The following is a 14,161-nucleotide window of genomic DNA, read 5'->3' as shown; positions in this document are numbered from 1 at the left end:
TACTCACTGGCATATGGGGGTAGCTAAAAAAGCCCCGTCCCAAATTAGCTACCCTCGGGGTGGGTGGGCTAGCGTTGGGCTGCGTCCTCGAGGAGGGCGTCCCAGATGGCGAGCGCTGCGGCTGCTTCGGCTACGGGGACGGCGCGCGGGACGATGCAGGGGTCGTGGCGGCCGTGGACCGAGAGCTCCGCATTTTCCATGGCGTCCATGTCCACGGTCTGCTGCTCGCGACCGATGGAGGGCGTCGGCTTTACGGCCATCCGCCACATGACGGGTGCGCCGGTGGAGATGCCGCCCAGGATGCCGCCGGCGTTGTTGGACTCGACCGCAATCTCGCCGGTCTCGGCATCAACGCGATACGGATCGTTGTTCTCGCTGCCGCGCATGGCGGCCACGGCAAAGCCCATACCAAACTCCACGCCCTTTACGGCGGGAATGCCAAACGCGATCTGCGCGATGCGGTTCTCGATGCCGTCGAACATGGGGTCGCCGATGCCCGCGGGAAGTCCGTAGATGCCGCACTCCACGATGCCACCGATGCTATCAAGCTCGTCGCGTGCGGCGAGAATCTCCTCGCGCATACGGCCGGCAGCTGCCGCGTCGATGCACGGTAGGTCGTTCGAAAGGATCGCCTTGCGGTCGGCCTCGCGATAGACCATGTCGTCCATGGGCAGGTCCGAGATGCCACCAATCTGAGCCACGTGAGCCATCACCCGAATACCGCGGGCCTCGAGTGCCTGCAGCGCAATACCGCCGGCGATGCACAAGGGTGCCGTAAGACGTCCAGAGAAATGCCCGCCGCCGGCGACATCGTGCATGTTGTGGTATTTCACGCGCGCGGGGTAGTCCGCATGCCCCGGGCGGGGCTTGCGGCGCAGCTCGGAGTAGTCCTTGGAGCGCGTGTTGGTGTTCTCGATAATCGCGGCTATAGGTGCGCCGGTGGTGTGCCCATCGACCACACCGGCAATGATGTGCGCGGCGTCGGCCTCGCGGCGCTTGGTCGCGGTCTCGTCGCGACCGGGGGCGCGACGGTCCAAAAAGGCCTGCAACGCCTCCTGGTCAACGGCAATACCTGCCGGAATGCCATCGAGCGAGCAGCCGATGGCGGGGGAGTGCGACTGGCCGAAGATGCTTAAGTGCAAAACGTTGCCAAAGGTCGAGGACATGCTACTCCTCCTCGAGCGTGACCTTGCCGCCCAGCAGGCGGTAGTGGTCAAAGAAATCGGGATAGGACTTATTGACGGCCTCGGCGCCGTGGATCACAACTTCGCCGGTGGCACGGCTTGCAGCGATGGCGGCCATCATGGCGATGCGGTGGTCGTTGTGCGAATCGACCTCGCCGCCGGTAAAGGCGTCGACGCCCTTGATGATGAGGTCGTCACCGGCAATGCGCACCTGTGCGCCCAGCGCGGTGAGCTCACGGGTAGTGGTAGCCAAGCGATCGGATTCCTTAATGCGTAGGCGGGCGCAATCGCGGATGAACGTGCGGCCTTGTGCCAGCGATGCCACGGCCGAGATAACGGGCACCAGGTCGGGGATGTCGTGCGCGCTCATCTCAAAGCCGGCGAGCTTGTCGGACTGCACGGTGGCGGCGTTGGTGGAGCGCACGATGCGGGCGCCAAAGCGCGAGAGCGCGGCAAGCACGTTGCGATCACCCTGGGCCGAGCTGAGCGACACGCCCTCGACGGTGATGGGGTCGGAGCCGATGGCGCCGGCACACAGCCAAAAGGCGGCGTTGGACCAGTCGCCCTCGACAGCCACGTTGCCAGGCGTGCGGTACGAGCCGCTGCTCACGCGGAAGTTCGTGACCTCGGGCTTGCCATTCTTGGCGGGGATGCGCTCGACGTTGACCTCAACGCCAAACGCCTTCATGGCCTGGATCGTCAGGTTGATGTAGGGACGGCTCTCGATAAGGCCGGTCACCTGCACGCAGGAGGGCTGGGCCAGCAGCGGGGCCGCCAACAGCAAGCCGGAAATGTACTGCGAGCTCACATTGCCCGGCAGGATAAATGTGCCCGGGCGCATGCGGCCGCTCGTCTTGAGCGGAAAGCCGCCCAGGCCCTGCAGGTCGCAGCCGGCGGCGATGATCTCGTCCGAGAGCGGGGAGAGCGGGCGGGCGCCCAGACGGCCCTGGCCCACAAACGTGGCCTCTGCCCCCAGCGCGCAGGCGACGGGCAGCATAAAGCGGAGCGTGGAGCCACTCTCGCCGCAGTCGAGCGTGCCGCCGGCAAGTGCCTTGAGCAGGCCGAACTCAATACTCTTCATAGTGGGATGGACTTGGAAGCCATCCTCGACGGTTTCGATGCGGGCGCCGAGCGCCGTGAGGCAGCGCACCGTGGCCTCGATATCGGCGCAGGTGGTGTTGCAGGTCACATGCGTCTCACCGTTGGCAAGGGCGGCGCAGATGATCAGGCGGTGCGCCATCGACTTGGATGCGATGGCGGGGACGGTGCCCTTGAGTGGGGACGGAGTGATGCGGGCTAGCATGCGGAGGCGTCTCCCTTCTGGCCGAGGCCCTCGGCAATTAAATCATGAAAGGCGGAAAGCGGCGTGCGGTCGATGCTGCAGCGGCCAATGTCGTGCGGAATTACCAGGTCGATGGTGTCACCGGCGCGTTTTTTGTCGTGCAGCGCCTCGGCAAAGATGGCGTCGGCCGAAAGCTCGCAGCGGGTTTTGAGACCGTGGCGTGCGCAGAGCTCCTCAATACGTGCGGGCAGCGCGGCGTCGCAGATGCCATGAAGCGCTGCGGCGCGCGTGATGATGCCCATGCCGATCGACACGCAGTTGCCATGTCCCAGCTCAAAGTGCTCGCAGGCCTCGACAGCGTGTCCAGCGCTGTGTCCAAAGTTGAGCAGCTTGCGCTGGTTGGACTCGCGCTCATCGGCGACAACCACGGCGCGTTTAATGTCGATATTGCGGGCGATGATGAGCGCCACACGGGCAACGTCGCGGTTGAGGAGCTCCAGCGTGAGCGGGGTCTTCTCCAACTCGGTGAAAAGCTCGGGGTCGGCGATCACGGCGTGTTTGACGACCTCTCCGCAGCCATCGGCGAACTGCTCGGGCGTGAGGGTGGCGAGACACCCCACGTCGGCAATAACCACACTCGGCTGCCAAAAGGCGCCGGCCAGGTTTTTGCCGGCAGCTAGGTCGATGGCCGTCTTGCCGCCCACCGACGAGTCCACCATGGCGAGCAGGCTCGTGGGGATCTGCACAAATTTACAGCCGCGCATGTAGGTGGCGGCCACAAAGCCAGCCACGTCGCCTACGACGCCGCCGCCGAGTGCCACGATCACGTCGGAGCGCGAGAGCTCGTGCTCGGCCACAAACTCCAAGATGTTGATGTAGGTATCGGCGCGCTTGTGGGCCTCGCCGGCCTCGAAGGTGCAGACACTCACCGTATAGCCCGCAGCCTCCAGGCTCTGCTTAACGGGCATCTGGTAGAGCGGGCCTACGTTGGTGTCCGTCACGATGACGGCGCGCGATCCGCCGGCGTTGGCGCGGACGAGCGGGCCCGCCTGCTCCAGCAAAAACGTGCCGACGTGCACCTGGTAGGGGCGTGCGGTGTCGATATCGATGGTAATCGCCATAAGCTTTGGTCCTTTCGACCTGGCGTGATAGGTGGTCTAGTGGGTGGCCTCGTCGTCGAGCGCGCGCTTGATGCGGTCGCCCTCGGCAAGGAGATTCTCAAGATAGCGCTGGTCGCGGTCCTTGAGCGCACGGCTGTAGGCGCCGAGTGCCTCGATCAGATGGTCGATCTCAAAGGCAAGTGCGTCGGCGTCGTCGATCATGAGCTCCGACCACATCTGGGGGTTGAGGTGCGCCACGCGGGTAAGGTCGCGGTAGCTACCGGCCGAAAAACCGTGGTGAACCTGGGCAGTCGGGCTTTTGACGTAGGCGTTTGAGACGACATGCGCGAGCTGGCTCGTAAAGGCGATCACGCGGTCGTGCTCGGCGGCGGTGGTCACGCTGAACTTGCCAAACCCTAAGGGGCGCACCATCTCGCGCACCTGGCCTAAAAGCTCCAGCTTGAGCGCATCGTCCACCGCGGGCGGCACGAGCACGAGTGGCGCGCCCTGGAACAGGTCGGCACGGGAGTGAGCGTAGCCCGAGTACTGGGTGCCCGCCATGGGGTGCGCGCCCACAAAGTAAAACCCGTACTCGCGGGCAAGCTCAAAGGCATGCTCGCACACGATGCCCTTCACGCCCACGGTGTCAATCACCACGGGCCCCATGATGGCCTCGGTATCGGTGGCGTCGGCGAGTGCCTGGGCGTGCGTCTCGAGCCACTCGATGCAGGCCTCGGGGTAACAGGCCAGCACGATGATGTCGCACTCGCCGAGCGTCTCGTCGTTGAGCTCGCCGGCGACGGTGCCCATGCTGGCGGCCGTCATGACGTCATCGTCGGGGTCCCAGGCCAGCACGCGGACGCCCGCCTGCGCATAGCCGCGGGCAAAGCTGCCGCCGATCAGACCCAGGCCCACAACGCCGGCGCATTTGGGGCCGCCCTGGTTAACGCGTGCGTTTCTTACCGTACCCATGGGCTACTCCATGGTCTCTTGGCAGACAACCTCGCGGATGGCGCGGATACGGCGCATGGTGTCGTCGAACTGGTCGGGGGTGAGGGCCTGGGCGCCGTCGGACCACGCGCGGCTGGGCTCGTCGTGGACCTCGATCTCCAGACCGTTGGCGCCGCAGGCGGTCGCGGCGAGCGCCATGGGTTCAACGTAGCGGGTGTAGCCGGTGGCGTGGCTGGGGTCGGCCACGACGGGCAGGTGCGACAGGTGGTGTAGCACCGGCACGGCGTTGAGGTCGAAGGTGTTACGGGTACGGGTCTCGAAGGTGCGAATGCCGCGCTCGCACAGGATAACGTTGTCGTTGCCCTCGCTCATGATGTACTCGGCAGCCATGAGCAGCTCGTCGATCGTGCCGGACATGCCGCGCTTGAGCAGGACCGGGGTCTGGGTCTTGCCGACCTCCTTGAGCAGGGGGAAGTTCTGCGCGTTGCGGGCGCCAATCTGCATGACGTCAATCTTCTTATCCAAGAAGACCTGCACGTCGCGCGGGTCCATGATCTCGGTGACGATCGGCATATCGAGCTCGGCCGAGGCCTCGCATAGCAGGTCCAGGCCGGCGGGGCCCATGCCCTGGTAGGCGTAAGGGGAGGTGCGGGGCTTGTAGGCACCGCCACGCAGCATCGTGGCGCCGGCGGCCTTTACGCGACGGGCGATGCGAATGAGGTTTTCGCCCTCGACGGAACAGGGTCCGGCGATGACCTGGAACTGGTCGCCGCCGATCTTGATGCCGTGGCCGCAGTCGATGACGGAGTCCTCGGGGTGAAACTTGCGGTTGGCACGCTTGAACGGCTCGGAGACGCGCTGCACACGCTCGACGACGTCCATGGACTCGAGCAGGAACGGGTCGATCTTGGTCGTATCGCCCACCAGGCCGATGATGGTCTCGTTCTCGCCCCGCGACACGTCGGTTTTGAGACCCTTCTTCTCAATCCAGCTGACGATGTGGCCGATGGCCTCATCGCTTGCGCTCTGCTTTAAAATTGCAATCATGGTGTGCCTCTCACCTCGATGGATAACCCTTGCAAAAACGGCCCGCAGTGCGAGCCGTATCATATGGTGCATGAGAGTTTATACTAATTATTTCACTTTTGCGTCCTAAAGTGAGCCGTTGCGCTTCGTCTCCCACGTAATTGCAAAGCTTTTTCTATTATGTTGTTAGCTCGTGGCGCACTTGGGTATAATGCCAACCGTTGGCCCTATTAGCTCAGGGGATTAGAGCGTCTGCCTCCGGAGCAGAAGGCCGTTGGTTCGAATCCAACATGGGGCACCATCGAACGTAAGACCGTCCGAACCTCGTATGGTCCGGGCGGTTTTCTTATACCGATGCGACGTGATGGGACGTGGTATGCCAGCTACAGATATCGAGCGCGGACTTTCGACTGCCGAGGTCGAGGAGCGCATTGCCGCCGGCAAGATCAATCGCAACATGGAGCTCAAGACCAAATCGGTTCGTGAGCTTATCATCGAAAATCTCTGCACGCTGTTCAATCTGATCAACGTGGTCTTAGCGATTTTGGTCATTATGACCGGATCGTTTAAGAACCTGACGTTCCTGTTCGTGGTGTTCCTCAATACCGCCATTGGCGTTATCCAGTCCATGCGATCAAAGAAGATGGTCGACAAGCTCACACTCCTCACTTCAAAGAAGGCCATCGCGGTGCGCGATGGTGCCGAGGTGGAGCTCGACTTGGACCAGATCGTGCTCGACGACATCATTCGTCTGGGGCGCGGCGACCAGATACCTGCCGACGCCGTGGTGGTATCGGGCGAGGCGCTCGTTAACGAAAGTCTGCTGACGGGCGAGAGCGACCTTATTAAGAAGCAACCTGGTTCCGAGCTCATGAGCGGCAGCTTTATAGACTCGGGCCTGTTGCGTGCCCGCGTGGTCCATGTTGGTGCGGATAACTATGTGGCCAAGATCAACAACGAGGCCAAGTACGTCAAAAAGGTCAATTCCGAGATCATGAACGCGCTCAACGCCATCGTGCGCTTTGCGAGCGTCATCATGATTCCGCTCGGTCTGGCTCTGTTCGCCTCGAGTGTAAGTGGGTTGTGGGACGCCGCCGGTACCCCGGGCGATAGCGCGCTTTCGTGGTGCTTTTCCGAGCTGCTGGCCGGTCGCGTGCCTTCGTCGGCGCTGCTGTCCACGGTGGGCGCTCTTTTGGGCATGATTCCGCAGGGCCTGGTGCTGCTGACCTCATCGGTGCTTGCCATCGCCACGGTGCGCCTGGCGCGCCGCAAGGTACTCGCGCAGCAGCTCTATTGCATCGAGACGCTCGCGCGCGTCGACGTGCTGTGCCTGGACAAGACAGGCACCATCACGTCGGGTCGCATGGAGGTCGAGGGCACCTATCCGTTGCCCGTTGAGGGTGTGGACTTGGCCCCGGACGAGGCACCTGTCCCCGTCGATACTACCGTGCTCGATTTTGCGCTTGCCAATGTCGCGCGCGCGACCTCGGCTGATGCCAATGAGACCTGCCAGGCGCTGCTCAACTACTACGCCGACCGCCCGGTCGAGGTGTCCGAGCCGCTGTCGGTCATTCCGTTTTCGTCCTCCAAAAAGTGGAGCGGCGCCTCGTTTGCGCAGGGCTCCTATGTGATGGGCGCGGCGCAATTTGTGCTTTCGGAGCGTATCTTTGCGCAGGTCGAAAATCGTGTGGCCGAGCTTGCCGACACCTGCCGCGTGCTCGTGGTGGCCCGTGTGGACGGCTTTACGCCCGATGGCGATATGGTGGGCGAGGCCGAGCCCGTGGGTTTTGTGACCATTCGCGATGAGATTCGCACTTCGGCTGCCGAGACCATCGGCTACTTTAACGAGCAGGGCGTGACCCTCAACGTGATCAGTGGCGACGACCCTCGTACGGTGTCGTCGATCGCGCGCGTGGTGGGCGTGCCGGGGGCGGACGCTTATGTGGACGCCACGACGCTCGATACGCCGTCCAAGATTGATGCGGCGGTGGACCGCTATCACGTCTTTGGCCGCGTGACCCCGCAGCAGAAGCGCGAGCTCGTGCAGGCGCTCAAGCGTCGTGGCCATACCGTTGCCATGACGGGTGACGGCGTCAACGATGTGCTGGCGCTCAAGGAGGCGGACTGCTCCGTGGCTATGGCCGCCGGTTCCGACGCCGCACGCAACGTGGCCGAGATCGTGCTGGTCGATAACGACTTTGCTTCGATGCCCGCCGTGGTGGCCGAGGGCCGTCGCTCCATCAACAACCTGCAGCGTTCGGCCTCGCTGTTCCTGACCAAGACGCTGTTCTCGATGGGTCTGGCGGCGCTGTGCATCGCGCTGCCGCCGTATCCTTTTGAGCCTATCCAGATGACGCTCATTAACTTCTTCTGCATCGGCGCGCCGGGCTTTGTGCTGGGCCTTGAGCCCAACAATGCCCGCGTGAAGGGGTCATTCTTGACCAATGTGCTCAAGCGCGCGCTGCCGGCGTCGCTGGCGGTCATTATGGCTGCGGCGCTCGATATCTTTGTGGCGCGCGTGTTTGGCTTTAGCCAGCTCACGCTGTCGACGATGTGCCTTCTCACGTCGTGCGCGGCAAGCGTGAGCCTGATCTGGCGTATCTCGCAGCCGCTCACTCCCTTGCGCGTGGTGCTCTTTGTATTTGTCGTCGTCGGCATCTTGGTGGGCGTTATCGGATTCCCCGAGCTGCTGTCTATCGCCAACTTGTCGATGGGCGAGGCAATTATCCTTCTGGTGATTGTGGTCTTTACTTGCAGCGTGTTCTTTAAACTCGCCTCGATGATGGATTCGCTTAAGCCGCGTCGCCGCCATGCCGCCACTGGCTTTGGCCGCGGCGTGCGCGTTCGCTTGGGCCGCGGTGGCGGCAAGGTGAGCTCGACGGGCTCGACGGCCGAGCGTTTTGCCAAGCGCGTCGCCGCCGACATGGCGCAGCGCCGCGAGGAGCGTACGACCCGTGAGGCCGAAGCCCGCGCGCTCGAGGGCGTGGAAAAGACCCAGCCCAAGAAAAAGAAGGGCGCGGGCGCCAAGCGCTCGCGTGTGACCAAGTCCGCCCAGGGCATTAAGGTCTCGATGCCGAGCAAAAAGAAGAAGTAACCGCACCTCACAGGGTAGCTAATTTGGGACGGGGCTTTTTTAGCTACCCGGCTGATGACGCGATCTATTTGGCCGATTGGCGGCCAGGGCAGCTAAAAAGCCCCGTCCCAAATTAGCTACCCTGCGATGTTGAATTGGTGCCCTGTGCCTTTAGGGGCGTAGCGATGTTATGCTCTAACCTCGATTGTTCGAATGATTCCGAAAAGAGGATGCCGTGATTTGCCCGCATTGTCTCAAGACCATAGAGGACGGCTCCTCGTTCTGCCCCTATTGCAATACCTATGTTGGCCCGGGCGATGGCCCCGAGCACACCGAGTTTGTGTTCTGCGAAGGCTGCGGTGCCCGTCTGTCGCCTCATGACCGTACCTGTTCCAAGTGCGGGCGCCCTGCCCCGGGCATTCTATCCGAGGATGCGGCAGCATCCGACCTGGCTGCTGGGCGCACGGCTGGTTTTCCCCGCCTGACGCAGGAGCAGATCGATACCGAGGTACCCCATGCGCCGGCCTCTGCCGCCGCGGTACTTTCCGATGCCGCCGATCCCAATGAGACCTGCGTGCTGCCGGCTTTCGACAGGGATTTTGGCATTCCCAAGGTCGATATCCCGCTGCCGGTGTCCCTTCGTGACGACGCTCAGTCCAAAAATCAAAAACCCAAGCGCAAGGTGCATCCGGACGAGGATGCCTACCACAAGCACAAGCGCCGTATTCCCAAGCCGCTCATCGTCATCGCGTTGCTCGCTGCCGTGTGCGGCAGTGCCTATTGGTTTGTGACGTCGGACCCCATGGGCGTTATGCCGGGCTTTTACGACCAGTTTGGCCAGGCCGCCAAGACGACGTTCCCCTCGCGCCAGAAGGGCGAGGCTACCGAGGAAGAGGCCAGGTCCGACGATACCGCCGAGGTGGTCCAGGAGGAGACCGTCCTTTCCGACGACCAGCTCTATACCAAGCTCGACGGTCTGTATCAGACCATCGTGTCGTATGGCGACGATGATCAGATCGGCGAGGTTGTCGACTCGTTTAACAGCGGGTACCTGCGCACGCCGCTCTCCACGCGTCAGGAGCTGTCGCAGAGCGCTTATGCCCTGCGCGACCAGATCAAAAAGACCCAAGACGAGCTCAACAACCTTAAGGTACAAGATGATACCGTCTACGCAGAGGATATCGAGCACCTCAAGCAGCTTGCCGAGTGGATGTACGAGCGCGTCGACATGATCTGCCAGAGCTGGGATATCTCGCTATCCATTCCCGATGGCGAGTCGCTGAGCGCCCGCCAGAGTGAAATCTTGGCGCCCATCGCACAGGGCGGCAACAGCGCCCTTAACCAGTACGATGCCAATGTGAGCGCCTGGAAGCCGCAGCCGCGTTCGTAATTTGTTGCCCTCCGACGGCATAACCTGCGTGCGCAATTGATGGAAGCCCGTGCTTATTGCTACAATTCGTACAAATATGCTTTAAACGCACGAGGAAGGAACCACATGTTTGGTTTTAAGAAAGAGCTTTATACGCCCGAGTACCAGCTCGCTGGTGATGAGTGTGCGATCATCGAGACGTCGAAGGGTACGATCAAGGTCAAATTTGACGGCGAGGGCGCTCCCATCCATGTGGCGAACTTCTGCGAGCTTTCCACCATGGGCTTTTATGACGGCCTTAAGTTTCACCGCTATGTGCCCGGCTTTGTGATCCAGGGCGGCGACCCCAATACCCGCGATATGTCCGGCGCTGACGTCGCCGCCGGCCTTGAGGGCCCCGACGGTATGCCCGGCACCGGTGGCCCCGGCTACTGCATCAAGGGAGAGTTTGCCACCAACCCGCGCAACAGCCATGTGGACGGTGCGCTTGCCATGGCGCGTTCCATGGATCCCGATTCCGCGGGCTCCCAGTTCTACTTCTGCCTGGGTGCCCAGCACAATCTGGATTCCGGTTACACCGTCTTTGGTACCACGGTCGAGGGCCTCGACGTGATTTCGCAGCTGCGTGCCGGCGACGAGATCGTCCATGTCGAGATCGTTCACGAGTAAAAGGGGACTTCCTTGAATAGCCAGTTGATTCAACAGGGCCGCGCTGCTTACCGCGCGGGTGATTTTTCCGCTGCCGCTCAGATGCTCGGTGCGGCAAAGACCCCCAGCGAGATCATGGGCGAGGCCGACCATCTGCGTGGCAACGCTCTGATGCACCTGGGTATGTACGCCGAGGCTGCCGAGGCGTACGCGGCTGCCCTCAACGATGGCACCTATGGAAAGCGCGGCGCGCTGCTCACCAACCGCGGCAAGGCGCTCGCTGCCGTGGGTGACTATGTGACCGCAGCCCAGGCGTTCTCCGCCGCAACGCAGGATGCTTCCTACGCCACGCCGTTTAAGGCCTATCTGGGTCTTGGCAACGCGCTGTTCCAGTCGGGCGATTTCGCCAATGCAGGCACTGCCTTCCGCCAGGCCGCCATCGATGGCGCCAATCCAGCCCCCGCGGCCGCCCTTGGCGAACTCGGCCGCTGCTTCATCAAGCTTGGCCGACCGGCGGACGCCGTGGAGACCTATCGCACCGCTATCGACTTTGCCGGTCCGCGCGATGACACGCGTGCGCTTAACGCGGGTATGGGCGAGGCGCTTTCTGCCGCGGGTCGTCCTTCCGAGGCGCTCGATGCCTTTAATGCCGCCACCGCCGACGGCATCTATCAGCTCACGCCCGAGCAGGCCGATGAGCTTGCCCGCGTGCACGATTCACTTGCCGCGCTTTCGGCCCAGACTGCCATGGCCACGGCCCCGGCGCCCGCCATGGATACGACTGCTGTCGATTCGCTCGATCCCACGGGTGCCACTGGCCAGTTTATGCCCGATCCGTCCGACACGGGCTTCTTTACGCTGTCCGAGTCCGAGATGGTCCAGCAGGATCGTCGGGACCGCAAGCAGGCCAAGGTCCGTCGTCGCCATCGCCATACGGGCCTCAAGGTCTTCCTGGTTTTGCTTCTGCTGATTGTTCTTGCCGCGGGCGGTTTGGGCTTTGCCTACACGCGCGGCATGGGTATTCCCTCGCAGGAGTCCGTCATCACCGATCTGTTCCAGGCTGCTGGCGACGGTGATACCGCTAAGGCCGAGTCCTGCCTGGCCTCGAGCCTGTCCGAGGACGCCAAGGCGATGATTATCTCCTCGATCCCGCAGGGCGCCACCGTCTCCATCGAGGGCATGGATCAGTCCATGACCGAGACCACCGCGAAGGTGAAGGCTTCGCTGTCCAAGGGCGGCGAGCAGGAATATACCGTCAAATTCGTGCGCTCCGATAACCATATCGGCTGGGCGGTATCTTCGCTCGACATCGATTTCTCGGCCGCTGACAACCAGTAGTGACCTTATGAGATTTGGCGCTGCCCGGTGCTTCACCGCAAGTGAGGTGCCGGGCTTGCGCTAGTATGATGGGCTAGTAGTTTTCCAGCAATCATCCAACACATCAGGAGTTGCGTTGTTTTCTTTGATGGACATGTTTTTCGGTAGCTATGCGGGCGATCTAGCCATCGACCTCGGCACCGCCAATACGCTTGTCTCCGTGCGCGGCAAGGGCATCGTCATTCGCGAGCCTTCCGTCGTCGCTATCGACAAAAACGATGAGCGCATCCTTGCAGTCGGTATCGAGGCCAAGCGTATGCTTGGCCGTACGCCCGGCAACATTGTGGCCGTGCGTCCTCTCAAGGATGGCGTCATCGCCGACTTCGATGTCACCGAGGCCATGCTTCGCTACTTTATCGATAAGGCTTCCGAGAAGCGCTATCCGTGGACCCCTCGTCCGCGCGTCGTTGTATGCGTTCCCTCTGGTGTCACGTCGGTCGAGAAGCGCGCCGTTTTTGAGGCTACGATCCAGGCAGGTGCCCGCCAGGCCTATCTGATCGAGGAGCCCATGGCCGCGGCTATCGGTGCTGACTTGCCTGTCGAGGAGCCGACCGGCTCCATGGTCATTGACATCGGCGGCGGCACCACCGAGGTTGCCGTTATCGCCATGGGCGGTATCGTCGTGTCGCAGTCCATCCGCATTGCCGGCGACGAGTTCGATCAGGCTATCCTCACGCATGTTCGCGATGCCTACAATTTGGCCATCGGCGAGCGCACGGCCGAGGACATTAAGATTAAGGTCGGCTCTGCCGTGCCGCTCAAGGACGAGCTTGACGTCGAGGTCAATGGCCGCGACGTGATCACGGGCCTGCCCAAGACCGTGCGCATCGAGAGCGAGGAGATTCGTCGTGCGCTCAATAAGCCGCTCGACGAGATGGCCAAGGCCGTCAAGGACGCACTCGACGCCACGCCGCCCGATCTTGCCTCGGATCTTATGTACTACGGCATTCTGTTGACCGGCGGCGGTGCGCTGCTGCGCGGCCTCGACGTCCGCTTGCGCGACGAGACAGGCGTTTCGGTCAACGTGAGCCCCACGGCGCTCGACAACGTCGTAAACGGTTGCGCCCGCGTGCTCGAGGCCAACGCGTTTGACGGCGGTTTCGTCCAGACCAATGCTTAATTTCCAAAAGGTGGATTCCATTTGGCACGATCTTCGGGTTTCTCTTCAAATCTGAATACCAAACGACAATCAACGGGTATGCGCCCGTTGATTGTTTTCAGCCTGATTTCTGTGTTGCTGCTCACGTTTTACATTCGAGAGGGCGAGGCCGGGCCGATACATGCCGTGCGTTCGGGCGTCACGACAATCACCTCTCCGGTGCGTTTCGTTGGCTCGGCGGTGGCGGCGCCATTCAATGCCATCGGCAACGTGTTCTCCAACCTCACCGCTTCGCAGGAGTCGCTCGACGACCTTAAAAAGCAAAACGAGGTCCTCACTTCCAAGGTCGCGGAGCTTTCCGAGGCCCAAAAGACCGCTGAGCGCCTTGAGGGTCTTGTGGGCCTGCAGTCGACCTATAACCTCAAGTCCACTGCGGCTCGTATTGTCGGAGCCTCGGGTGACGCCTGGACGTCGACCGTCACCATCGATAAGGGTTCTGCCGACGGGCTTACCATCAACATGCCCGTGACGAGCTCGGCCGGCGTCATCGGCCAGATTATCGAGGTTTCGGCCAAGACATCGACCGTGCGCCTGATTGGCGACGAGAACTCTGGTGTGTCCGCCATGGTGCAGGACACGCGCGCGCAAGGCATGCTACAGGGCCAGCCCGATGGCACGCTGCGTCTTGAGTACGTGAGCGTCGACTCCGATGTTAAGGTGGGCGATATCATCGTGACCTCGGGTATCGGTGGCGTGTTCCCCAAGGGACTGCCGCTCGGCACCGTGTCTTCGGTCGAGAAGTCGGCTAACGACGTGTACTACACCATTGTGGTACGTGCGCAGACCACGGCCGAAAATAACGAGGAAGTGCTCGTCATTACCTCGCTGACCGACGAGCAGTCGGCTTCGGACGATGATGTGAGCTCGGCCAATAGTACCCCGCAGGGCTCGTCGCGCGATGCCGCGACTCAGTCTAAGGACGAGAAATCGGATGATGATTCCGACACGGCCGAAGCGTCCGATTCTGGATCGAGCGAATAGGGAGGCATGTC

At 62.2% G+C, this 14,161-nt stretch carries 11 protein-coding genes and 1 tRNA gene; 7 read left to right on the top strand and 5 right to left on the bottom strand.

Annotation, left to right across the window (positions count from 1 at the left end):
* Positions 1-68: 68 nt before the first annotated feature.
* From aroC to aroF, 5 genes are read right to left on the bottom strand one after another with little or no spacing between them, the layout of a single operon-like run.
* Positions 69-1,166 (bottom strand): chorismate synthase, encoded by a 1,098-nt coding sequence (gene aroC, locus ACTQZF_RS01730; protein WP_441554377.1) that lies wholly within the window; start codon positions 1,164-1,166, stop codon positions 69-71.
* Position 1,167: 1 nt separating this feature from the next.
* The gene (gene aroA, locus ACTQZF_RS01725) at positions 1,168-2,487 is read right to left on the bottom strand and encodes a 3-phosphoshikimate 1-carboxyvinyltransferase (protein ID WP_427794801.1); all 1,320 of its coding nucleotides are present in this window, start codon (positions 2,485-2,487) and stop codon (positions 1,168-1,170) included.
* The gene (aroB, locus tag ACTQZF_RS01720; protein ID WP_441554376.1) at positions 2,481-3,587 is read right to left on the bottom strand and encodes a 3-dehydroquinate synthase; all 1,107 of its coding nucleotides are present in this window, start codon (positions 3,585-3,587) and stop codon (positions 2,481-2,483) included. Before aroB ends, aroA begins: the two co-directional genes overlap by 7 nt.
* A 36-nt stretch (positions 3,588-3,623) precedes the next feature.
* Positions 3,624-4,538 carry a prephenate dehydrogenase gene (locus ACTQZF_RS01715; RefSeq protein ID WP_441554374.1) on the bottom strand — a complete coding sequence of 305 codons (915 nt, stop codon included), beginning with the start codon at positions 4,536-4,538 and terminating at the stop codon, positions 3,624-3,626.
* A 3-nt stretch (positions 4,539-4,541) separates the two neighbouring features.
* Positions 4,542-5,564, bottom strand: coding sequence for a 3-deoxy-7-phosphoheptulonate synthase (aroF, locus tag ACTQZF_RS01710; RefSeq protein ID WP_441554372.1), 1,023 nt, complete (start codon positions 5,562-5,564; stop codon positions 4,542-4,544).
* 203 nt (positions 5,565-5,767) lie between these two features.
* On the opposite strand from aroF, the gene ACTQZF_RS01705 reads away from it, so the two are divergent.
* The 7 genes from ACTQZF_RS01705 to mreC all read left to right on the top strand — a co-directional run bounded on the left by ACTQZF_RS01705 (position 5,768) and on the right by mreC (position 14,150).
* Positions 5,768-5,844 (top strand) — tRNA-Arg (locus ACTQZF_RS01705).
* A gap of 75 nt (positions 5,845-5,919) precedes the next feature.
* Positions 5,920-8,637 (top strand): HAD-IC family P-type ATPase, encoded by a 2,718-nt coding sequence (locus ACTQZF_RS01700; RefSeq protein WP_441554371.1) that lies wholly within the window; start codon positions 5,920-5,922, stop codon positions 8,635-8,637.
* A gap of 214 nt (positions 8,638-8,851) precedes the next feature.
* On the top strand, positions 8,852-10,006 hold the full coding sequence (locus ACTQZF_RS01695; protein WP_441554370.1) for a zinc ribbon domain-containing protein: 1,155 nt from the start codon (positions 8,852-8,854) through the stop codon (positions 10,004-10,006).
* A 105-nt stretch (positions 10,007-10,111) separates the two neighbouring features.
* The gene (locus ACTQZF_RS01690) at positions 10,112-10,654 is read left to right on the top strand and encodes a peptidylprolyl isomerase (protein ID WP_154516178.1); all 543 of its coding nucleotides are present in this window, start codon (positions 10,112-10,114) and stop codon (positions 10,652-10,654) included.
* Between the two features lie 12 nt (positions 10,655-10,666).
* Entirely contained in the window at positions 10,667-11,971 is a 1,305-nt protein-coding gene (locus ACTQZF_RS01685; RefSeq protein ID WP_441554369.1) for a tetratricopeptide repeat protein, read from the top strand.
* Between the two features lie 127 nt (positions 11,972-12,098).
* Complete coding sequence (locus ACTQZF_RS01680; RefSeq protein ID WP_006236061.1) at positions 12,099-13,130, top strand: rod shape-determining protein; 1,032 nt, start codon at positions 12,099-12,101, stop codon at positions 13,128-13,130.
* 78 nt (positions 13,131-13,208) lie between these two features.
* On the top strand, positions 13,209-14,150 hold the full coding sequence (mreC, locus tag ACTQZF_RS01675; RefSeq protein ID WP_427726915.1) for a rod shape-determining protein MreC: 942 nt from the start codon (positions 13,209-13,211) through the stop codon (positions 14,148-14,150).
* The last annotated feature ends 11 nt before the right edge of the window (positions 14,151-14,161 follow it).

The organism is Collinsella sp. LCP19S3_H3, assembly GCF_052119145.1.
Lineage (GTDB): Bacteria > Actinomycetota > Coriobacteriia > Coriobacteriales > Coriobacteriaceae > Collinsella.
This window is presented reverse-complemented; position numbering and strand designations above follow the sequence as displayed.

What these genes read in the sequence shown, in the direction of transcription:
- mreC (WP_427726915.1), top strand. Translation starts at nt 13,209, where the DNA reads ATGCGCCCGTTGATTGTTTTCAGCCTGATTTCTGTGTTGCTGCTCACG.
- aroC (WP_441554377.1), bottom strand. Translation starts at nt 1,166, where the DNA reads ATGTCCTCGACCTTTGGCAACGTTTTGCACTTAAGCATCTTCGGCCAG.
- ACTQZF_RS01700 (WP_441554371.1), top strand. Translation starts at nt 5,920, where the DNA reads ATGCCAGCTACAGATATCGAGCGCGGACTTTCGACTGCCGAGGTCGAG.
- ACTQZF_RS01680 (WP_006236061.1), top strand. Translation starts at nt 12,099, where the DNA reads ATGGACATGTTTTTCGGTAGCTATGCGGGCGATCTAGCCATCGACCTC.
- aroF (WP_441554372.1), bottom strand. Translation starts at nt 5,564, where the DNA reads ATGATTGCAATTTTAAAGCAGAGCGCAAGCGATGAGGCCATCGGCCAC.
- ACTQZF_RS01715 (WP_441554374.1), bottom strand. Translation starts at nt 4,538, where the DNA reads ATGGGTACGGTAAGAAACGCACGCGTTAACCAGGGCGGCCCCAAATGC.
- aroB (WP_441554376.1), bottom strand. Translation starts at nt 3,587, where the DNA reads ATGGCGATTACCATCGATATCGACACCGCACGCCCCTACCAGGTGCAC.
- aroA (WP_427794801.1), bottom strand. Translation starts at nt 2,487, where the DNA reads ATGCTAGCCCGCATCACTCCGTCCCCACTCAAGGGCACCGTCCCCGCC.
- ACTQZF_RS01690 (WP_154516178.1), top strand. Translation starts at nt 10,112, where the DNA reads ATGTTTGGTTTTAAGAAAGAGCTTTATACGCCCGAGTACCAGCTCGCT.